The sequence below is a fragment of the Lachnoclostridium phytofermentans genome (genome assembly GCF_000733755.1).
Lineage (GTDB): Bacteria > Bacillota > Clostridia > Lachnospirales > Lachnospiraceae > Lachnoclostridium > Lachnoclostridium phytofermentans_A.
Map to the genome: position 1 here is coordinate 492289 of NZ_JPOF01000007.1, position 22001 is coordinate 514289.

16 protein-coding genes are annotated in these 22001 nt (G+C 34.5%); 10 read left to right on the forward strand and 6 right to left on the reverse strand.

Annotation, left to right across the window (positions count from 1 at the left end; translation table 11 throughout):
• Nucleotides 1–186: 186 nt before the first annotated feature.
• From CC92_RS0118125 to CC92_RS0118140, 3 genes are all read left to right on the forward strand, one after another.
• Entirely contained in the window at nucleotides 187–2646 is a 2460-nt protein-coding gene (locus CC92_RS0118125) for a U32 family peptidase (protein WP_029505232.1), read from the forward strand.
• A 117-nt stretch (nucleotides 2647–2763) separates the two neighbouring features.
• Nucleotides 2764–5688, forward strand: a complete 2925-nt coding sequence (locus CC92_RS22690; RefSeq protein WP_051650986.1) for an FtsW/RodA/SpoVE family cell cycle protein — start codon at nucleotides 2764–2766, stop codon at nucleotides 5686–5688.
• 381 nt (nucleotides 5689–6069) lie between these two features.
• Complete coding sequence (locus tag CC92_RS0118140) at nucleotides 6070–6522, forward strand: NUDIX hydrolase (protein ID WP_029505233.1); 453 nt, start codon at nucleotides 6070–6072, stop codon at nucleotides 6520–6522.
• A gap of 235 nt (nucleotides 6523–6757) precedes the next feature.
• Here CC92_RS0118140 and CC92_RS0118145 read toward each other — a convergent pair whose 3' ends face one another.
• Nucleotides 6758–7030, reverse strand: a complete 273-nt coding sequence (locus CC92_RS0118145) for a late competence development ComFB family protein (protein WP_029505234.1) — start codon at nucleotides 7028–7030, stop codon at nucleotides 6758–6760.
• Between the two features lie 270 nt (nucleotides 7031–7300).
• Here CC92_RS0118145 and CC92_RS0118150 point away from each other — a divergent pair, with 270 nt between their 5' ends.
• A complete protein-coding gene (locus CC92_RS0118150; RefSeq protein ID WP_051650987.1) occupies nucleotides 7301–7765 on the forward strand; it encodes a GtrA family protein in 465 nt (154 codons plus the stop codon).
• Between the two features lie 29 nt (nucleotides 7766–7794).
• Nucleotides 7795–8997, forward strand: a complete 1203-nt coding sequence (locus CC92_RS0118155; RefSeq protein WP_029505236.1) for a class I SAM-dependent rRNA methyltransferase — start codon at nucleotides 7795–7797, stop codon at nucleotides 8995–8997.
• Nucleotides 8998–9136: 139 nt separating this feature from the next.
• Here CC92_RS0118155 and CC92_RS0118160 read toward each other — a convergent pair whose 3' ends face one another.
• Together CC92_RS0118160 and CC92_RS23260 are read right to left on the reverse strand one after the other, a co-directional pair.
• Nucleotides 9137–10162, reverse strand: coding sequence for a DUF5050 domain-containing protein (locus CC92_RS0118160; protein WP_029505237.1), 1026 nt, complete (start codon nucleotides 10160–10162; stop codon nucleotides 9137–9139).
• A gap of 147 nt (nucleotides 10163–10309) precedes the next feature.
• Nucleotides 10310–10432, reverse strand: coding sequence for a hypothetical protein (locus tag CC92_RS23260; protein WP_278245261.1), 123 nt, complete (start codon nucleotides 10430–10432; stop codon nucleotides 10310–10312).
• Between the two features lie 302 nt (nucleotides 10433–10734).
• Between CC92_RS23260 and pheA the strand changes: the two genes are divergently transcribed.
• From pheA to CC92_RS0118185, 4 genes are all read left to right on the forward strand, one after another.
• Nucleotides 10735–11931, forward strand: coding sequence for a prephenate dehydratase (pheA, locus tag CC92_RS0118170; RefSeq protein WP_330373307.1), 1197 nt, complete (start codon nucleotides 10735–10737; stop codon nucleotides 11929–11931).
• A 135-nt stretch (nucleotides 11932–12066) separates the two neighbouring features.
• Nucleotides 12067–13599 carry a S1C family serine protease gene (locus tag CC92_RS21185; RefSeq protein WP_051650988.1) on the forward strand — a complete coding sequence of 511 codons (1533 nt, stop codon included), beginning with the start codon at nucleotides 12067–12069 and terminating at the stop codon, nucleotides 13597–13599.
• Nucleotides 13600–13674: 75 nt separating this feature from the next.
• A complete protein-coding gene (locus CC92_RS0118180; RefSeq protein WP_029505240.1) occupies nucleotides 13675–14664 on the forward strand; it encodes an ABC transporter substrate-binding protein in 990 nt (329 codons plus the stop codon).
• Between the two features lie 282 nt (nucleotides 14665–14946).
• Entirely contained in the window at nucleotides 14947–15285 is a 339-nt protein-coding gene (locus tag CC92_RS0118185) for a cyclic-di-AMP receptor (RefSeq protein ID WP_029505241.1), read from the forward strand.
• Nucleotides 15286–15635: 350 nt separating this feature from the next.
• Here the strand turns inward: CC92_RS0118185 and CC92_RS0118190 are convergent, their stop codons facing one another.
• From CC92_RS0118190 to CC92_RS0118200, 3 genes are all read right to left on the reverse strand, one after another.
• The gene (locus CC92_RS0118190; protein WP_029505242.1) at nucleotides 15636–16721 is read right to left on the reverse strand and encodes an acyltransferase family protein; all 1086 of its coding nucleotides are present in this window, start codon (nucleotides 16719–16721) and stop codon (nucleotides 15636–15638) included.
• A gap of 265 nt (nucleotides 16722–16986) precedes the next feature.
• The gene (locus tag CC92_RS0118195) at nucleotides 16987–17274 is read right to left on the reverse strand and encodes a hypothetical protein (protein ID WP_029505243.1); all 288 of its coding nucleotides are present in this window, start codon (nucleotides 17272–17274) and stop codon (nucleotides 16987–16989) included.
• Nucleotides 17275–17542: 268 nt separating this feature from the next.
• Entirely contained in the window at nucleotides 17543–19978 is a 2436-nt protein-coding gene (locus CC92_RS0118200) for an ATP-dependent helicase (RefSeq protein ID WP_029505244.1), read from the reverse strand.
• A gap of 703 nt (nucleotides 19979–20681) precedes the next feature.
• Here CC92_RS0118200 and CC92_RS0118210 point away from each other — a divergent pair.
• The gene (locus CC92_RS0118210; RefSeq protein ID WP_029505245.1) at nucleotides 20682–22001 is read left to right on the forward strand and encodes an S-layer homology domain-containing protein; all 1320 of its coding nucleotides are present in this window, start codon (nucleotides 20682–20684) and stop codon (nucleotides 21999–22001) included.

Below are 22001 nucleotides of genomic sequence, written 5' to 3' on the forward strand. Positions count from 1 at the left end.
TTCTTTTGTATGTTACTTAGGCTGTCATATCAATTGACGGCCTTTCTTGCTTTTCAATGTAATGTAACAGAAACTTATGTGCCAGAAATGATGCGCATGTGTGAATTAAGGTAGGTAGAAAGATAAAATATTATTTTTCAACTTCTTGATTGGCTTGCGTGCTGAAGCACACAGATGGGAGTTATTATGAGAAAAATTGAATTATTAGCACCTGCGGGATCCATAGAAAGCATGAAGGCGGCGATAAATGCTGGCTGTGATGCTGTTTATATAGGTGGTTTGAAATTTGGCGCGCGAGCTTATGCCAACAATCTAACAGAAGAAATGCTGCTTCATGCGATTGATTATGCACATGTTAGAGGGAAGCAACTTTATCTAACTGTTAATACACTACTAAAACAAGAGGAATTAGAAGATTCCTTATATGAATATATTCGTAAGTATTATGAACATGGGCTAGATGCAGTAATTGTTCAGGATGTCGGGGTTATGAGGTTTATTCACCGTAATTTTCCAGGGCTTCCAATCCACGCAAGTACCCAGATGACACTTACCATGGCAGAAGGAGCAGAAGTACTAAAAGATTATGGTGTAACTCGTATGGTGACGTCAAGGGAGCTTGATATTAAGGAAATAAAACGAATTAGAGAATCTACAACGCTAGAGATAGAATCCTTTGTTCACGGTGCACTTTGCTATTGTTATTCTGGACAATGTTTTATGAGTAGTATGATTGGAGGGCGTAGTGGTAATAGAGGGCGTTGCGCACAACCTTGCCGAATGGAATATCGAGTATCTGAACAAGGAAAGCGTGTCTCTAGTCCGGAAGAAAGTTATGTCTTAAGCCCAAAGGATATGTGTACTCTCTCAAATGTAGCTGATTTAATAGAATCAGGTATAGATTCCTTTAAGATTGAAGGGCGTATGAAACGATACGAATATAGCGCAGGCGTGGTGGAGGCATATCGAAGAGAAATCGATCGATACCAAGAACTTGGCTCTACTAAGTACAGAGAATTTCATAAAAACAATCCTAAGGTATTAAAAGAAGAGATGCTTCGATTACAGGATCTATATAATCGTGGTGGATTTAGTAAAGGATACTATAATTCTCATAACGGGAAAGAGATGATGTCAATGCATCGCCCAAATCACAGTGGTGTCTTCGTTGGCACTGTGAAAGCGAAGAAGGGAATTCAAGCAGAGATTTTATTGATAGAAGATGTAAATGCACAAGATATCCTGGAATTTCGCAATTTAGGAGAAAAAACCTATGACTTTACTGTAAAAAGCGGGATAGAAAAAGGGAATCGTCTTACGACGAATGTGAAACCTGGAAGTAAAATAGAGATTGGTGATGAGGTTTATCGTACCAAGAATGAAGCATTGTTATCTGAGTTATCTGGGAAATATTATGATGTAGATCAAAAGGTTCTAGCATATGGCAGTTTTTATGCAAAGGTGGGAGAACCTATGAGTCTTACTGTCTGGGCAGATATCAAAAGAGATAGTATAACAAATAAGACAGAGACGATTACCATAACTGAATATGGCGATACTGTTATGGAAGCAAAGAATCAGCCGATGTCCGAGGAAAATATTAAAGAAAAATTAAGGAAAACCAAGGACACACCGTTTGAGTTTGATAATCTTACTATTTACTTGGAGGGGAATGTTTTTTTACCTGTTAGTAAGCTTAATGAACTTCGAAGAACAGCACTTCTTCAGTTAGAAGAAGCTATGAAAGATGCTTTTAGACGTGAAGTACCGCAACTTTCAAGCAATCTTAACAAGTCAAAGAACCTTGGGATAGAAAATAAGAATGCATTTGGAATAATTGTAACCATTCGTAACAAAAATCAATTATCTCCAGTATTAGATTGCCCAGAGATCCAGACCGTGTATCTTGATGTAGCAGAGCTTTCGAGAGAAGAGTTACCTAGTTTGGTTATCAGATGTAAAGAAAAAGGGAAGAAAATTTATTTTTTACTACCACATATTATGAGGGCTACCACATATGACGAATATTTAAAGAATAAAGAGCTGTGGATGGTCGATACTATAGATGGGTATGTGATTAAAAACTTTGAGGAACTCTATCTTCTTAAAACAGAACTAAAAACGACGAAAGAAATTCGACTGGATTATAACTTGTATGTTTTAAATCACGAAGCTGAGCAGTTTTATCAAGAGCTTGGAATCTCTGATTTTACTGCATCGATTGAGTTTAATCAGACAGAGTTAATGAAATTAGGTTGCAAGAATTTTGATCTTTTAGTGTATGGATATTTACCTCTCATGGTTTCTGCTCAATGTGTTAGAAAGAATACTACTGAGTGTAAACCGGGAAATTTAAATCAGCCTGCAATATTGGAAGATCGTATGAACATGAAATTTCGTGTGAAAACCAATTGTAATTATTGTTATAATACCATTTACAATTCAAAATGTTTATCGTTGCTTTCGAACTACTCTGAAGTGTTAGCTCTAAAGCCCAAGAATCTTAGACTTGATTTTACATTTGAGGATGAGAATGAAGTTGGTGAAGTATTAAAACAATTCGTACGTGTTTATTGTTATGGAGAAGCAGGTAGTTTACCAGGGGATGAGTATTCCAAAGGACATTTTAAAAGGGGTATCCTATAAGAAAACAAAAGGGCGAGGTTAGAGTGAAAGATTATATCTTTCACTCAACAAGTTTGTGCTGCGACAAACTTGAGCCATTAGCTGCTCCTAAAAACAGTCGCAGCAAGGAGGCTAACTATGACCAATATAATAGTTGAGATAACGAAATATTCGCTTATTCTATTAATGACCTTTTACACATTTCTTAGTTTTCGTGTACTAGTCATGAAGAATACGAAGGCAAGAGAAAATCGCTATGTAATTATGAGTCTGTTAATGTACCTGATGCATGGAGTCAGCTTTATTTCACTGTATATTACCAGTAACAATATCGAAGTTATTTTTCTCTATCTGGCGCAATTAATTGTATTTATTATTACAGGTTTATTATATAAGGTAAGCTACAAACGAATGTCTCAGTTGGTTTATCGAAATATGATGACATTATTAATGTTTGGTTTTGTGATGATTGCCAGACTATCATTTCAAAAGGGTGTAAGGCAATTTTTTATTGCTAGTATTGCATTAGCAATTTGTTTGGTAGTTCCTATGTTAATTGACCGGGTTCAGTTATGGGGAAAATTATCATTTCTTTATGGATTTGTCGGTTTAGCGATACTATTATTTGTCTACTTCTTTGGCGAGGTTGTTTATGGTGCGAAGAACTGGATTGTGATCGGTAATTTTCGCTTTCAACCCTCAGAGTTTGTAAAGATATTATTTATTTTCTTTGTTGCATCCGTATTAAGTAAACGACATGATTTTAAACGAGTTGTATTTGTTACCATTCTGGCAGCGGCCCATGTTCTTGTCCTAGTATTAGAAAAGGATTTGGGTGGTGCGCTATTATTTTTCTTTACTTATGTAATCATGCTTTTTTGTGCAACTGGAAAGCTGTTTTATCTGATCTCTGGTGTATCCTTTGGAGCCTTGGCATCCATTGTTGCTTTTCAGATGTTTAGCCATGTACGGGTTCGTGTGACAGCCTTTCTAGATCCTTTCGCAGTGATAGAAAAAGAAGGGTATCAGGTGGCACAGTCATTGTTTGCAATTGGAACCGGTGGTTTCACAGGAATGGGGTTAAATCAAGGGTTACCAACCAGTATTCCAGTAGCAGAAAGTGACTTTATCTTCTCTGCATTATCAGAGGAGTTTGGTGCTATTATTGGTATTTGCTTAATTTTAATCTGCCTAAGTTGCTTTATTATGTTTGTTAATATCAGTGTGAAATTTGAAAATCCATTTTATAAGTTAACTGCGCTGGGGTTAAGTACAATGTACATCTCGCAAGTTTTCTTAAATATCGGTGGTGCAATCAAATTTATTCCATCTACTGGTGTAACGTTACCATTGCTAAGCTATGGTGGATCTTCTGTCATAAGCAGTATTATTGTGTTTAGTATTATTCAAGGTATGTATGTACTTCATATGAGAAGTGAGGAAGAACTTCAGAGAGCTCAAGCTATGATGGCGAGGCGACTTGCGAAGAGAAAACTTGCAGCAGAGAGAAAACGGGAAGAGGAGAAGCAAAATAACAAGAGTAGTAAAAAAGCCTCCTCTGGTGAAAGTTCCGTAAAAAATACAGCTAAGGTTAGAAAAAGTCCTGCTAGTAGGAAGGAAGATCGTACAGGAGTAATTCCAGAAAAGGAAGTTGTAAATCGAGATAAAAAGGCTTATAACCGATCAATATACAGTCTAACTTATATCTTTTCTTTTCTTTTGTTTTTAGTGATTGGGTATTATAGCTACTTCTTAGTAGCGCAAGGAAAAACCTTTGTTAATAATACTTATAACAAACGTCAAGATTTACTAGCTCAATACATTGAACGTGGGAAGATTTTATCATCAGATGGTGCTGTTCTTGCTCAGACGATAACCAATGAGGATGGTGAAGAAGTCCGCGTTTATCCTTATGGCAGTGTATTTTCTCATGCCGTAGGCCGTGTTTTGCATGGAAGAACAGGAATTGAGCAATCCGAGAGTTTTACGATGCTAAACTCGAGTGTCAGTGGATTTGGCAAGTTAACAAATACGTTAAATGGTGTAAAGACTGCTGGAGATAATGTAGTTTCTACATTAAATGCAAAGCTACAGCAAGTGGCATATGATGCGCTTGGAGATTATCGGGGTGCAGTCGTCGTATTAGAGCCATCTACTGGAAAAATCTTAGCGATGGTATCAAAGCCCGACTATAATCCGAATACGATTACTGAGAAGTGGGAGAGCTTAAATGAAGATCAAGCTTCTCCGCTATTAAACCGAGCAACACAAGGATTATATCCTCCTGGTTCCACTTTCAAGTTATTAACAACGCTTGAATATATAAGAGAGAATCCGAATTATGAAGACTATGAGTATCAATGCAAGAGTGAGGATCGAATTAACCATGTTACCATCCATTGCGCAAATGGTACTAGACATGGAAAAGAAAATCTGAAAGAGTCTTTTGCTAACTCATGTAATACGTCATTTGCCACCCTTGGTAGTAGTTTAAATATGGATTCGTTCCGTAATCTATGTGAATCAATGTTATTTAACAAGACACTTCCGACTTCTTTTAAGACTGCACAAAGCAGTTTTGTATTAAATAGTCAGAGTGATCCGAATGATTATCCTCAGACAGTGATTGGCCTTGGTAAAACGCAGATTTCCCCACTTCATAATGCAATGATTGCTGCAACAGTAGCAAACGGTGGGTTAATGATGAAACCATACTATGTAGATCGAATAGAAACCTTTGAAGGAAGTCTTGTAAAGAGATATTACCCTGATAGTTATGGTCAAGTTATTTCGAAAAAAGAGGCTGCTATACTATCGGATTATATGAAGGAAGTTGTGGAAAATGGTACTGGATCAAAATTATCTGGTATGAAAGTCAGCGTAGCTGGAAAAACCGGTACTGCTGATTATGAAATAGGGAAGCCATCTCATGCTTGGTTTATTGGATTTGCTCCCGTCGAGAATCCGCAGATTGCAATTAGTGTTATAGTAGAAAGTTCTGGAACAGGTAGTAGGTACGCTGTGCCAGTTGCAAAAAAGATAATTGAGGCATATTTTAAATAATAAGTTGGGTGGTTTGCTCCTCTTTCCATTAGCAGAAAATATAAAAATGGACCCAATAAAGTGACCTAAAATCACTTTATTAGGTCCATTTTCTTTTATTCATGACAAGGAAAATTTCGTGAAGCGTGCTTTTCTTGTTTTAGGGAGGAGTATATTTTTCTATCGAATGGTTAATTTAATTTTGTTATCTAATTTGTTGTTGGTAAAGGGATAAAAAAAACTTTTCATATTTGCCCTAGTTGAGAATTAGTATTGAAATCATTGCATAAATGTTGTATACTATGAATAAATCGTCCATGTTAAATTCATGCTCTTTTGGCATCCTAGAGATGTGGACAACAGTATTAGGTAGAGTTACACCAGAAAACAGGAGGCATTGCGATGATTGAAGCAACTAGCTGTGGTGGTGTAGTTATTTTCAGAGGAAAAATCTTATTATTGTATAAGAATTATAAGAACAAGTATGAAGGCTGGGTATTACCAAAGGGAACCGTAGAAGAGGGCGAGGAGTACAAAGAAACTGCGATTCGCGAGGTGAAGGAGGAGACAGGTGCAGTGGCATCTATCATTAAGTATATTGGTAAGAGCCAATACACCTTTAATACTCCGCAGAATACTGTACTGAAGGATGTTCATTGGTACCTTATGATGTCTGATAGCTATTACAGCAAACCACAAAGGGAAGAGTATTTTATGGACTCAGGGTATTATAAGTTTCACGAAGCATATCATATGTTAAAATTCTCTAATGAAAAGCAAATTTTAGAACGGGCATATAATGAATATGTGGACTTAAAGAAGAGTAATCTTTGGGGCAACAAGAAATACTTTTAATAACAACCTTAGTAAAATCAATGGTTACGGCGATTAGAAATATCAAAAAACAAGTTTAAATCACATTTATACCAATTGAGAGACTTGGTGTGAAAAGCAGTTCGTTAATTGAAAAGAAGTGGATCGAAAGAGAAGAACTAAGAACTTTGATAAGGAAGTACAGTAAAAGGGATACAGTAGTGTAGCTATTGTATCCCTTATCTTTGTTTATAGAAATAGAAAGAACGTCTCACTATTAGATTTCATGTCTTGGATTATTCCCGACCAAGATAATTCCCTGCGTTATCGCTGTGATAACATTAGTTTCAAATTGAAGATCCAAGGAATCAAGCCTAGTGATTAACTCTCCTTGTGTAGTTACTACATATTTTGCAGGCAGACGATTTAGTGCGTATGAGGCAATATCTAAGCGGCATTGCTCACATTTACAACAGTGGAAGGAATCGAGTATATGATCTAGTTGTTTGATCACAACATCCTCCATTAAATTATGTAATATCTTATTCATTTAAAAATCCCCCTAAATATATTCGTTGGCTGTAATATCATTTACACAGAATGCCTTCTCTTGTAGTATGTAATAACTGTATTTTGTGAGCACTTTGTTAATTATGTCCTACCAATAATTTACCACTAGGTTAAATATTTGTAAAGAGATGTGCGTTGTTTTTTATTTTAGAGTTTGATATAATGGAAATCGTGGTAAAATTTAATACAGATATACGATAAAACAATGGGAAACCTATCTAAAGTTAGGTATGACGAAAGGATAGAGGCGATGGAAACAAAGAAGGAGAATGAGCTAATCGAGACTAGTTTTTTTGAAAAGCTGTGGAGAAAATTTGTAAATCGGGAAACGATAACCTATGCTATTGCAGGGGTATTAACAACCGTAGTTAATTTAATAACCTTTGATTTAATTGCTAATAAAATGCAAGTTAATGACCTATTAGCGAATATAATCGCTTGGATATTAGCTGTTAGTTTTGCCTATGTAGTGAATAACTTTTGGGTATTCCATAGTGGGATAGGAAAAGAGAGCAAAGAAATTGAAAAAATAGTAAAGTTTTTTGGTGCAAGATTGGTAACTCTTGGTATTGAAGAAGCAGGTATTCTTTGCTTTGTTACCTGGTTACATTTTAATAACATGGCTGTAAAGCTTGGTTTAGCAGTGATTGTTATTATAGTAAATTATATTTTTAGTAAGTTATATATTTTTAATAAGGACAAGGATGAGAAATAAGATATCAAGTCCATGGAAAGGGTACAACAATGGAAAAAGCTATCGTAACGTTAAAAAAAGGGGAAGGTAGATTTTTAAAATCAGGTGGTCTGTGGATATTTGATAATGAAATCAGTCAAGTTAGTGGTGAATATAAGAATGGAGATTTAGTCACAGTACAAGATTTTGATGGTTACTGCATGGGAACTGGTTTTATTAATGAGGTATCTAAGATCAGAGTCCGCATGATGAGTAGGGTGAAAGGTCAAGAAATTACGGAAGAATTTCTAAAGAACCGATTACTTGCAGCATGGGAATATCGTAAGAAAACCGTAGATACCAGTAGTTGTCGTATCATATTTGGGGAAGCAGATTTTCTACCTGGTTTAGTGATTGATAAATTCTCTGACGTTTTGGTGGTTCAATCTTTAGCACTTGGTATTGATCGTATGAAAGATGTAATCGTACGATTATTAAAAGAGATTTTGCAGGAAGATGGAATAATAATTCGTGGCGTATATGAACGAAGTGACGCGAAAGTCAGGATTCAAGAAGGCATGGAGCGTATCAAAGGTTTTCTATCGGAGCCTTTTGATACTAAGGTATTGATTACAGAAAATGGTGTTAAATATTACGTTGATGTTGAGGACGGTCAAAAAACAGGATTTTTCTTGGATCAAAAATATAATCGCTTGGCAATCCAACACCTCTGTAAGGATGCCAAAGTGTTAGATTGTTTCACTCATACTGGCTCCTTTGCTTTAAATGCCGGAATTGGTGGAGCAAAAGAAGTGCTTGGTATTGATGCTTCCGAATTGGGTGTATCTCAGGCTCAAAAGAATGCTGAGTTAAATGGTTTAGAAAAGATAGTACGTTTTCAATGCGAAGATGTCTTTGAGTTGCTACCTCGCCTAGAGGAGGCTGGTGAGAAGTTTGATGTTATTATTCTTGATCCACCAGCATTCACAAAGTCAAGGAATTCAGTAAAGAATGCCATTAAGGGATATCGTGAAATCAATTTACGTGCTATGAAATTAATCAAGGATGGCGGTTACCTTGCAACATGTTCATGTTCACACTTTATGACACCTGAGTTATTTACTGAGACAATTGGACAGGCTGCAAGAAATGTCCATAAGCGTTTACGTCAAGTAGAATATAGGACTCAGTCACCAGATCATCCAATCCTATGGGCAGCAGACGAATCTTATTATTTGAAATTTTATATCTTTCAAGTATGTGATGAAAAGTAGTAGATAGGTTTTAAGTATTTTTATATAGAAAAAAGAGGCTATGCTCCCTAACATGATTCTGTTGGGAGTACAGCCTCTTTCAATTCATGACAAGGAAAGGTGTGAGAAGCGTGCTTTTTCTTGTCTAATCTTTTATCTATCATTCGATAACCGGTGGATGAAAAGTTCTAAGCTCACCGTTATGAGGTTTATAAGCATATACATTGGCTTCATTATAATCACGGAAAAAAGTGAAATTACTAGTACAACTAATTTGTTTATAGTCTCCCTCAAGAATAACCTTCTTTTCCATGGTAGTAAGATCTAATTGTCCAAGATGATTATTATCACCGCCATCCACTTGGTAGAAAATATAGTTTCCATCTATACTAATATTATAGGTAGAGCAAAATTCATCAATAAGGATAGTCTTATTCTCTCCTTGATAGTCAATACGGCAGAGAGCATAATTATCTTCTAAGGATATGTAGTAAATACCTTCTGGTCTTGCAATTGGCATATAACAATTACTATTTAGTACAATATCCACAGTATTGTCTGTAGTATCCATGGCATAGATACTATGATCCACATCTGCTCCTGCAAAATACAAAGAACCCTTATGGAAGGAGGCAGGAAGGATTGGTGAAGTAGATAATTTTTTCTCATTCTTTCCATCAATATCTACACTATAAAACTGGATTCCAGTCTCTTTAGTATAATGCTGATAATAAATCGTATTGCCATAAAGCGTAAGTAAACCGCTTGGGTTTTCATATAACTGTACGTTATTATTTCCATCGTCTTTGTTGATTCGATAGATACCGGAACAGTAGAAGAGAAAAACATTTTTCGTTGGTTTCACTTTTGTATTATTTTCTCTGGAGTAATAGATGTAATTGTCATCTACATTGATATAGCGTGCTTTATCATCGTTTATTTTCATTACATTATTACATTCCAAATCCATGCTGTACAAAGTACCATCATCATTGAAATTGCTAAAATACACCCTACCATCTTGTTCGCAAAAGGTTCCACCATTATAAAGATTACCAGGAGTATTTCCTATATAATCTTCCTTATTATAGCTCACTTTCTCTTTATTTTGGTTAATTAAAATGAAGATAATTAATATAGCGGGAAGAAATATAATAAGTAGTATTCGTCTTATTTTTTTACTCATCTTTTTGTACACCGTCCTTATTTATAACAAAAGTTTTTAAGTACTTTTTTATTAATAGAAATATTTAAGTTGTGTGTTCTAGGTATCATGTTATCATTGTGACTTACGATTTCTCATTGATAAAATGATAGATATAATATTTCCCTCTTACTTGTCGGCATTACTATTAATATAAGTACCGATTTCTCTATAGAAAGTTAGGATAAATAGAATGGTTCCACAGAACAATCCAGTCATTAATATACTAAGTGCTATGATTCCTTTTTTCATATAATACCTCCATTCCAGTGTACTAAAATTTTTGTATCTGAATTTTATTACTATAATGTCTTAATGTTTGAGGCTGTTAATCATACATTGTCTTAATATTATCGACATAAATAATTTATCACTTTATGGGTAAGGTCACCTATCTTATCTTATGATTTCTTACGCTTTAAGATATCATAGGCAATTCTTAGAAATGATTATAGTTTTATTGTAGCAAAATTTAGTAAGATGTAAAGAGAAAACGATGTTTAATTTTTAACTTGTAAAAATATTTGTTATTTTATTGATAGGAAATAAAGATTTTGTTGAAAATTAAGGAAAGTATGGATATAATAAGCGTTAAGAATGGAGGCGGTGACGTGATAGACTTACAGAAATGCAGAGAAGAAATAGATAAGATTGATTCACAGATAGTGGAACTGTTTGAACAGCGAATGAAAATATCTCAGAATGTGGCAGAATATAAGATAAATACTGGTAAGCCGGTTTTAGATAAAACAAGAGAGCAACAAAAACTTGATAGTGTAGAAGAACTTGCAAGTACTAAGTATAACGGTCAAGCGGTGAGAGAACTTTTTTCACAGATTATGTCGATGAGTCGTAAACTTCAATACACTATGATGACATATAACCAAGCGAGGGAGTTTCATAAGATAAAGGAGATACCGAAAAGTAAAGATACGAGGATTGTGTACTTTGGAACGAAAGGATCCTATTCAGAACAAGCAATGGAAGAATACTTCGGGACAAAGATAACTAGTTCTGGTGCACCAACTTTTTATGAGGTGATGTCAAAAGTTTCTAGTGGTGAGGCAGATTACGGAGTATTACCAATAGAGAATACAACGACTGGTGGAATTACGGATATTTATGATTTGCTTGTAGAATTTGATAACTATATTGTAGCAGAACATGTGCTAAAAATTGATCAAGCTTTATTATCCTTACCAGGTGCCAAACTTTCAGATATACGAACGGTATATTCTCATCCACAGGGGATTCTACAAAGTAGAAAATTCTTAGAGCAGTATTCTAATATGAAAGCCGTGGAATATGGAAGCACAGCGGGATGCGCTAAGAAAGTATTGGAAGATGGGGATAAAAATCAGGCGGCAATTGCAAGTATCCGTGCAGCAAGCACATACGGGCTAGAGGTGTTAGCAAGCAATATAAATTATGAAGAAGTAAATTCGACACGTTTCATTATAATAACGAAGCAGTGTCAATTTTGTGAAGGTTCTGATAAGATGAGTATTTGTTTTACTCTTCCTCATGAAAGCGGTACTCTTTATAGTATGTTATCACATATCATATATAATAATTTAAATATGTCAAAGATTGAATCCCGTCCAATCCCAGGCAAGAAGTTTGAATATCGTTTCTTTGTTGATTTTGATGGGTGTATCGAAGAACCCGCTGTAATTAACACACTTCGAGGAATTGAAGCGGAAGCTTTAGATATCAAAATACTTGGAAATTATATTGGAGTAGATTTGTAATTAAATCATGTTTTCATCATTTTTTCAAAATCTGAACACAAATCGTACACAATCTATTGTTAAACTAATGCCATAAGGTAAACAAAAACAATTCATTGATTTGAAGATCAGATAGAGAAGAAAGGAGCATGGCATATGAACGATATGGATAATAGAAAGAACGAGGATGGCTTATTAAGCCAGGATAACAATCAAGAACTTAACAGTTTAAATGAAACAGTGGAAACTTCTTATGAGGCCCCTAATTTTGTAATGGTGGATAGTGAGAAAAGTGAAGAAAAGGTTATCCCATCAAAAGTGATAGAGCATACAAACGAGCAAGAAAATCACTTAGATGCACAGAATGTGAATCAAGGGGAAACTGAGAATCAATTCTATACTAAATCTAACTTAAATGCTACGGTTTCTGATGAAGAGGATAATAAAAAGAAAAAGCAAAAAACAGGAAAAGGCAAGAAATTTTTAAAGAAATCAGCAGCACTTGTAGCAGCAGCAGTTGTGTTTGGTGTTGTAGCAGGAGTTGTATTCAACGGTGTTTCAATTGGTAATAAGAATGAAAGTGCGTTTGGTATAAAGCCAATCGATGAGATTAATGGAGTTACAGATACCGAGGCTAATAAAGATTCAGATGAAACAAGCAATGGTAATATTGTACAAACTGGATTAACAGAGGTTACTGCAACTGATGTGTCCGGTGTTGTTGAAAATGTAATGCCAGCTATCGTTGCAATTAACTGTTCTGCAACTCAAACACAGTATGATTTCTTTGGCAGAGAATACAACCGTGAGATATCCGGTAGTGGTTCTGGATTCATTATTGGTCAAAACAATAAAGAAATTTTAATCGCAACAAATAACCATGTGGTAACAGGTGCAACTGCAATTGAAATCGTATTTAATGATGATTCCAAGGCGACAGCAACCATTAAGGGAACAGAGCCTTCTTCTGATTTAGCTGTAGTAGCAGTTAATATTGATGATTTAACAGAAGAAACTAAGAAACATATTAAAGTAGCAACCTTAGGAAATTCTGAAAACATTAAAACTGGTGAGATGGCAATTGCTATTGGTAATGCACTTGGCTACGGACAATCCGTAACCGTTGGTTATATCAGCGCATTAAATCGTGAGGTTTCTGTTGACAATGTTACTCTAAACTTAATCCAGACTGATGCAGCAATTAACCCTGGTAATAGTGGAGGAGCATTAATTAATGCAAAAGGTGAAGTTATTGGTATTAACTCTGTCAAGTATGCGGATACCAACGTAGAAGGTATTGGTTATGCAATCCCTATCTCACATGCAATACCAATCATTAATGACTTGATGAACCGTGAAGAGCTTGAGGAAGATCAGATGGCTTACCTTGGAATTTCCGGTAAAAATGTAGAAAAGTCTTATGCAGAGGCATTCAATATGCCGGTAGGTGTTTATGTTTATACAGTTGCTGAAGGAAGCGCTGCTGAGAAGGCAGGTCTACATCAAGGAGATATTATTACAGCATTTAATGGAAGAACAGTTTCTGACATGAATGAGTTAATGAGTATTCTTAGATATACAAAGGGTGGTACGGAAGCTACTCTAACAGTAAATGTACTTGAAAACGGAGAGTATGTAGAAAAAGAGATTCCGGTAACCTTAGGTTTTAAAACAGATTCTACAAAATAATAAAATAGACTAGCACAAATCCCCCTTCGATTCGATATACTATGTAGTGTGAATGTGAATTGAAGGGGGATTTCAATGAAGAAACGCGTTGTTGCTTTGTTCATTGTATCACTTATGATAGTATCACTTGTTGGATGTAAGAAGGATACAAAATATACAGAAGTGAATTTAACGGAAGTAGCTCACTCCATATTTTATGCACCGCAGTATGTAGCAATAGAATTAGGGTATTTTGAAGAAGAAGGATTAAAGGTGAATCTAACCAATGGACTTGGTGCCGATAAGACGATGACTGCTGTCCTTTCAGGCAATGCTGATATAGGTTTTATGGGATCGGAAGCTTCTGTTTATGTATATAATGAAGGCGAGAAAGATTATGTTATTAACTTTGCACAATTAACACAGCGTGCAGGAAACTTCTTAGTATCTCGCGATGTGAATGAGACGTTTGCTTGGGAGAATTTGAAAGGGAAGACAGTAATCGGTGGACGTATTGGTGGTATGCCAGAGATGATTTTCGAATACATCCTTAAGAAAAATAATATTGATCCAAAGAAAGATTTAACAATAATCCAAAATATTGACTTTGGTATTACAGCTCAAAGTTTTCAAGCTGGTACTGGAGATTATACCATCGAATTCGAACCAGCTGCAACAGGCCTTGAGACTCAAAACGCAGGTAAAGTTGTTGCATCTCTTGGTGTAGAGAGTGGTATGGTTCCTTACACTGCTTATTCTGCAAAGCTTAGCTATATCAAAGAAAATCCTGAGACGATTCAAAAATTCGTAAATGCTCTTCAAAAGGGTATGGATTATGTTAATACTCATACAGTAGAAGAAATTGCTAAGGTTATTAAGCCACAGTTTAAAGAAACAGATATTGATACCGTAACCAAAATTGTGACTAGATATAAAGATCAACAGACTTGGAAAGAAGATTTGGTTTTTAAGGAAGAAAGCTTTAATCTTCTACAGGATATATTAGCTAGCTCTGATATGTTATCAAAACGTGTGCCATATACTGATTTGGTTGATAATAAGTATGCTGCAAAAGCTGCAAAGTAATGAATTAATATAGAAAAGAAGCGCGGGGAAATGCCATTGTCATTAATATTAAGACATTAGGATAATACCCGTGCTTTTTAGTTCATACCAAGAACTATTTTGTGAAGCGTACTTTTTCTTGTTTGCAGCGAAATTTGAGGTTTGAAATCTGCCATATAATAAAAAAGTGAAGATGATAATAAAATTTGAGAACTATTATCATAAACATTGCAAGATTGCCGAAAAAATGGTAAAATAATAAATATCATACAGAAATATTTAGAAAATTTGGAGGTGGATCGTATGAAGATGATCTTAGCGATTTTAAAAAATGATGATGAACAAGCAACAATTGCAGAGCTAAATAAAAAACATTATTTTGTTACAAAGTTATCCACTACCGGTGGTTTTCTTAAACAAGGGAACACATCTTTGCTTATTGGTGTAGATGATAATAAAGTAGATGAAGTGTGTGAAATATTAAAGAAAATGGCAGGCGTACGTAATGAAGTACAATGTTTGTCTTCGTATGCAGGTACAGATTCTATGTATCCAGGGGTAAGCACACCTTATCCAATTGATGTGCAAGAAGGTGGCGTTACAATATTCGTATTACCTGTTGAGCAATGTTATAAGATATAGTTTCATGATGTTATAACCTATATTGGAAAGACTTAAAGAATAAAGGCATATAAAATTAGGTAAATGAAGAGCCATATTAATTAGAGTTAAGCAAATGAAGACGCAAGCAAATAAAGACAGAATGAGCGTTATTATGTAATAGTATTGATAATATAATGTAGTATAAGGGAACTTATTACAAGTTCCCTTATACTACATTATATGAAGATTATTCCTTAACGTAATTACATATTATACTTATGCGCTGACTGTAATGTAATAGATATAGTAAAATATTTTCTTCATCATCTTTACAATAATGAAATAAAGAATGCATCACCATCATCTTTGGCTGTATTACTACATACTACTTATGATTTTCTTGCCGATGGAACACCAATTGTCCCAGTACGTTTTATAGAGAAACCAAGTAAAAACGGATGCTTCATTATGTATTGAGTAATACGATGAAAATACGGGTTTGCCAATACGACTGAGAGTAAAATACAAAATGGTATTATCATTAAGATAATGAGTTTTGGCATACCAAGTAACCATGCAAAGAAGCCATGTGCAGCTAATCGATTACGTATAAAGATGTGTAATATATAAACTGGTAGAGTACGTTCTCCAAGTACTGTAAAGGATAATTTAATTCTAGGTATTAACAATAGAAAGCTTATGCTAAATACAAATGCAAGAACATACCAAATTAATCGGATGAAAGCCCCATAATGCCAATATCTTTTAAATATGGCGTCATAAGAGGAACCACCAAAGACTATTTTCACAAATGGCCTTACATAAGGATAAATCGCTGCAAGTACGAAAAAGCTACTAATAAAAATGAGAATCGCAGGTATTCTTAATCTAAGATTGAGTAACTTATCCAAGTGTTCTTTCGTAGTATAAAAACCTAAGATAAAAAATGGTAGAAAAACTATTGTTCTTGATAAAACCAAAAATGAGCCAATGGAAGAATCATATCCACATAATAGTGCGAGTAGAATGCTAGTGACAAGAACGAGTTTTTTATTGCATTTTTCAAAGAAAGGAATCACCATCGTCCAAAATACAAGCGCCAATAGGTACCAAGGAGCATCTTTCACAAGGAATAGGTTTAGTTTACCATGCATTCCAGTACAAACATAGTTGCCAATCTTGAATAATAAAAACATCCAAAAGAGAGATATAATTTTACGGGTATTATATATTCCATTTTTATGTACATTCTTTGAAACATAGCCAGATACAAACACAAAACATGGCATATGAAAAATATGAATAATATAATATAGATATTTAAGCTCTTTTATCCTCGTTAGTTGGCTTAAAAAATGCCCCAGAACGACTAAAATAATTAATAAAAATCGGAAATTGTCGATGTAGGGGTCACGGCTTGAATCATTTTTATTGGATGGTTGTGGATGGTACCATTTTTTTAGTAAAGATAACATGGAGCTTGTCCTTTCAAAATAGTAATATTATTTTAAAATGATTTGATTTTAGGGATATAGTGTTTGTATAAAATTATGTATAGTTAGGTTCCAGGTATATTGATAACGCTAACTCAAAGGACGGAATAGTATCCTATTTCCAAGACAAAAAAAGACCCCATAAAATTGAACAGCTATTATTTGCCTACCTAATTTCATGGGGTAACAATATAACAAAATAGTTTTGTCATAGAAGGCAAGTAAATACTTTTACTTGCGATGTTAACTATTCTTCTGTTGTTTCTGCATCGCCTGCAGTATCACAGCAGTCACATTCAAAATCATCGTCAAATTCATCATCAAAATCATCTTCGAAATCTTCCAGATAATCAGGAGTCATAAATTTGTATACAGCATAAGCAATGCCTGCAATAGCTGCGATTGCTCCGACAATAGCAAGAATGAAGATTAAAGTATGCTTCTTCTTCTCAATCGGATCTTCTTTTTTGTGAATTAACTCGCTTAGCTTAGTAGCGGCAAGCATCTCACTTATCTTGTCGAGTTTATTATTCATAACAGCACTTCCTTTCCTATTCTCTGATGATTCATTACAAACGAATGGATTATCATCATTTGTATTGATTTCGGTTATTAGCTCTTCGCAAAGCTTGCATGTACACTCGCGAAACAAAATCATGTAATCAACATAATCTTATTGAAACAATTCCGTTCGAGTATATTATACCACCCACTTGCATTTTTTACTATATAAAAATAAGAAAATTAAGCCAAACTATGAAAAATAGAGTAACTAAGACAATACTTATTAAACTAGTTTGTTATTATTCTTCAATTTTTTCTAACTTAGCGAAGGAGGATAACATTTTTTTAATACCTTGCTCGCCAAAATCTACGGTAACTTCGTAATCTCTACCACCTTTTGTTAGGTTGGTTACGACGCCTTGTCCAAACTTAATATGATTTACAGTATCTCCAACACCATAGGGAAGAGTTGCAAGATTGCTGTTACCAAAATTTTTGGTTGGTAAGGTAGTGCCTACAGAGGGTTGAAAACCTCGCATTGTTTTTGATTGTCCAGAAAAGGATGGCATAGAGTTAATTCCGGAATCCATAGATGCACCACGCATGGAAGGTGTTTGCTTATCAAACATTGTGTCATTGAAGCTATTTGGCGCTTTTGCATATGGATTATCAGAACCAAACAGACTACGAGTTTGCGTTGAAAAGTTTGGTGATGCATTACGGATCGGACTTGTACCATAAGAATCCTTTGCAAGGTATCCTTTGTTCTGCGCCGATTGTATTGTTATAAGATAGCGTGGAATCTCATTAATAAAGCGAGATGGTCGATTAAACTGAGTTTCACCACGAATCATTCGCTGTCTGGCGGCACTTAGATGGAGCTGTTTCATAGCTCTTGTAATTCCAACATAGCAAAGACGGCGTTCTTCTTCTATTTCAAGTTCGGGATTTTCTGCATTGATCGACATATAGCTTGGGAAAATACCTTCTTCCATACCACATAGATAAACATAAGGAAACTCTAGACCTTTTGCACTGTGTAAAGTCATTAATACGACGTGATTGCTATCTTCCTCTAGAGAGTCGATATCAGCAACCAAAGCTACTTCCTCTAAGAATCCACTTAGGGTTGGAGGTTCATTTGATTCCACTTCATAGGTCACGATTTTATTAATTAATTCATTAATATTTCCAATACGATCTTCCGCGGATTCGTCATCGCCTTCTTCTAATTCTTTTAAGTAACCAGTACCCTCTAGGATTTCTTCTATCAAATCCTTTAAAGTAAAGGTATCAGAGTTAAGTTTACTTTTCACTGTTTCTATAAAGCTAACGAAAGAGGTGATTTTTGAAGTAGAGCGACCAAGTCCTGGGATACTTTCTGCATGGCGTAGGGCATCATAAAAACTCATATTATTTTTAATAGAGTAATCTTCCACACGGTCAAGGGTGGTTAAACCAATTCCACGTTTGGGAACATTGATAATACGCTTTACAGCAATACCGTCAAGCCCGTTATCAATAGTCTTTAAGTAAGCTAGAAGATCTTTGATTTCTTTTCTTTGATAGAAGTTGATACTACCAATAATCTTATATGGAACACTTCGTTGAATCATTTTCTCTTCCAATACACGGGACTGTGCATTGGTACGGTAAAGGACAGCAAAGTTATTATAAGAAATACCTTCCTCACTATTTAATGTTTTAATACTATCGACTACCTGACTTGCTTCTTCAAAATCAGTATCATACTGGCAAAAGGTAACTTGTTCACCATCCTCATTATCGGTCCACAGGGACTTGTCTTTACGGCCAAGATTGTTATGAATAACCTCGTTCGCTGCATTTAGAATGCTTTTTGTGGAACGATAATTTTGTTCCAGTTTAATAACAACTGCATTAAGATATTCTTTTTCAAAATCAAGAATATTTCGAATATTAGCACCACGGAATTTATAGATGGATTGATCGTCATCACCTACAACGCAAAGATTATGTTCCACTTCATTATGCTCATTGATGCTATGTGCGAGTAAACGTATTAATTTGAACTGAATGGTATTGGTATCCTGATACTCATCCACCATAATGTAGCGGAAACGATTGCGATAGTAATTTAATGCCTCTGTATTAGACTGAAACAGTTCCACAGTTTTCATAATTAAGTCATCAAAATCAAGGGCATTGTTTGTCTTAAGTCGCCTTTGATATTCTTTATATACATTGGAAATTTTCATTTTATTGTAATCACCCAATGCAGATAACTCAAATTCTTCTGGTGTAATTCCTTCATCCTTAGCACTTGATATGGCAGAAAGAAAGACCCTTTCTTTCGTCTGTTTGGTATCGATTTGTAAGAATTTTAAGACTTCACGCATTAAGGTCTTTTGATCATCAGAATCATAGATTGTAAAATTACGATCATATCCAAGTGTTTCAATAAAACGTCGAAGGATACGGACACAGGTAGAGTGGAAAGTACTAACCCAAATATTTTCGGCACCATAACCAACAATCTTGTCAACACGTTCTCTCATTTCTTTGGCGGCTTTATTTGTAAAGGTCAGTGCCATAATCTGATATGGATTAACATTTCTCTCATCAATCAGATAAGCAATTCTATGGGTTAACACTCTTGTCTTACCAGAACCAGCACCAGCTAAAATTAACATCGGTCCACGATCATGCTCCACGGCTCTTCGTTGTTCTGGATTTAGGGAATCGTATATACTCATGAGGTATCAAACCTTTCTTTTAATTTCTATTTTGGATATTTGTTCCTTACTTAGCAAAACGAGCTCAAAAAAATGATGTTTGTTAATAGTAAAGAGCAAACATATGTTTATTATAGCATGCAGGGGTATGAGTTACAATAGGAAATCCCATGGAGGAACCAGTGGAGAAGATGGTGAAAAAGACGGTGAAGAAGATGGTGAAGATCATGGGATAGAATAATAGTATAATCGTTACAAGAACAAATAGAAAAATATGTAAAATATTTCTTGATTGGAGTAAGATTTTGTGATATGCTCTTTTTAAATTTATTTAATTGTCTTTTTTTATATTTTATTAGAATCATTTAACCACATTTCTAAATAACACTCAAAAAAAGTCTACAAAAATCTATATTCATTTTAAATCCTAATTTACAATAGAATTATTTTTATTTAATTTATTCATTTTTACAATTCAATTATTTTGATATTAAAGCTTTCGTTGGGGTAAAAAGGGTCACGAGAAAATAAAAGTATTAAAAGGTTCTCTAATATCAATAGTGTTGACGAAATAATCAAATTATGTAATAATTTTACAAATGATACAGAATGAGAAAAGTATAAATGATAAAGGTTGTACTTATATTATCGGGCGACGAATGAGGGGTATAACTTAATATTAAAATCTTCATTAGGGGAGTATAAAAGAAAGGGATAAGTAGAAATGAATTTAAGAACGAAGAAAAATATAGCCATCATATTATGTGTGATAATAATGTTATCACTGTCTGTAGTTAATCCGAATGCAGCGCAAGCAAGTTATAGTTATATAACAAGAGGGTATTTTGTAAAATTAGTTTGCCAAGAAATTGGTATCACCGCGAAGGGTACAACAAATCAAGCATATATTAATGCCGCGTTCGAGCATGGTATTATTACCAAAAACACATTTTCGGATTATCAAAGAAATGTATCAAAGGCTGATGCAGCTGTTATTTTAGTGAATGCTCACGAGTACTTATATGGAAATACGATAAGTGAGAAATTAATTCATACGATACTTGAAAAGCGTATTACCGATGTTGATAAATTACCAGAATATCGACGAATTTATATTGCAAAGGCGTATGCGTATGGATATATAAAGGGTACCTCTGATGGTAGTTATACTACAAGTCGGACATTTAAGCCAACGCAGAAGATATCCAAAGCTACTGCTTTAAGCTTTATTGAAATGCTGAAGGATGAGAGTAAAAGAAGTAAAATTACAGAAGATGGGCAGTTAATTAGAACAACAAACCTACCGAAGTTCGCTAAGTTCTATTCTTATGTATTGGCAAGTTTTCCGAATGAGTTTTATGATTGGGAGTTTCAGTTTATGAAGAGTTGCCGAACAAGATACAAAGATGACAAACCATATTATGAATACTTTTACGAAACAGGAGAGTATAAAGATGGAATTGATTATGCTTATCCTGCAACCGTAAAAGACTATAAAAATAAGATTTTTAATTTTATTTTACCAGATGGAACAAAATCCAGTTATGGTGATGCAGTCGATTACAACTGGGATACTTGGGAAAGTAATGTTAAAGATTATCTTTGGAACGTATTTAACGTAGATTATCGTACGTTGGAAAAAAATAAGGACTGGTATAATGCTGTAACAAAAACGAGCTCAAATTATGCAACAAATAATGTATATTTAGAAAATTATGTTCAAGAGTATATAAAGCTTGCGAAGAAAAATAAAACTATCATTGAGTGTGACAATATTGCAGTAGATAAGTCAGGAATTTATAAAGATACAACAGGAACTTTTATAAGAGTTTATGTTCATTATCGTATTAATTCTTCTCTAGACAATAATAAACAATATCTATCTCCGTTGGCATTTACATTTAAAAGTTCACCAAATTACTCTAATATAAAGATTGGAGAGTGGAGAAATGGATATTTTGATGTAGAAATTTTAATGAATGGTACAATAAGCAATGCTGTATTTAGTGATTACTTTAGAAATGTAAATGTATTGGAGTGGTAA

Excerpts from the sequence above, each read along its gene's own strand:
- CC92_RS0118125 (WP_029505232.1), top strand. The coding sequence starts at position 187 with ATGAGAAAAATTGAATTATTAGCACCTGCGGGATCCATAGAAAGCATG.
- CC92_RS22690 (WP_051650986.1), top strand. The coding sequence starts at position 2,764 with ATGACCAATATAATAGTTGAGATAACGAAATATTCGCTTATTCTATTA.
- CC92_RS0118140 (WP_029505233.1), top strand. The coding sequence starts at position 6,070 with ATGATTGAAGCAACTAGCTGTGGTGGTGTAGTTATTTTCAGAGGAAAA.
- CC92_RS0118145 (WP_029505234.1), bottom strand. The coding sequence starts at position 7,030 with ATGAATAAGATATTACATAATTTAATGGAGGATGTTGTGATCAAACAA.
- CC92_RS0118150 (WP_051650987.1), top strand. The coding sequence starts at position 7,301 with ATGGAAACAAAGAAGGAGAATGAGCTAATCGAGACTAGTTTTTTTGAA.
- CC92_RS0118155 (WP_029505236.1), top strand. The coding sequence starts at position 7,795 with ATGGAAAAAGCTATCGTAACGTTAAAAAAAGGGGAAGGTAGATTTTTA.
- CC92_RS0118160 (WP_029505237.1), bottom strand. The coding sequence starts at position 10,162 with ATGAGTAAAAAAATAAGACGAATACTACTTATTATATTTCTTCCCGCT.
- CC92_RS23260 (WP_278245261.1), bottom strand. The coding sequence starts at position 10,432 with ATGAAAAAAGGAATCATAGCACTTAGTATATTAATGACTGGATTGTTC.
- CC92_RS21185 (WP_051650988.1), top strand. The coding sequence starts at position 12,067 with ATGAACGATATGGATAATAGAAAGAACGAGGATGGCTTATTAAGCCAG.
- CC92_RS0118180 (WP_029505240.1), top strand. The coding sequence starts at position 13,675 with ATGAAGAAACGCGTTGTTGCTTTGTTCATTGTATCACTTATGATAGTA.
- CC92_RS0118185 (WP_029505241.1), top strand. The coding sequence starts at position 14,947 with ATGAAGATGATCTTAGCGATTTTAAAAAATGATGATGAACAAGCAACA.
- CC92_RS0118190 (WP_029505242.1), bottom strand. The coding sequence starts at position 16,721 with ATGTTATCTTTACTAAAAAAATGGTACCATCCACAACCATCCAATAAA.
- CC92_RS0118195 (WP_029505243.1), bottom strand. The coding sequence starts at position 17,274 with ATGAATAATAAACTCGACAAGATAAGTGAGATGCTTGCCGCTACTAAG.
- CC92_RS0118200 (WP_029505244.1), bottom strand. The coding sequence starts at position 19,978 with ATGAGTATATACGATTCCCTAAATCCAGAACAACGAAGAGCCGTGGAG.
- CC92_RS0118210 (WP_029505245.1), top strand. The coding sequence starts at position 20,682 with ATGAATTTAAGAACGAAGAAAAATATAGCCATCATATTATGTGTGATA.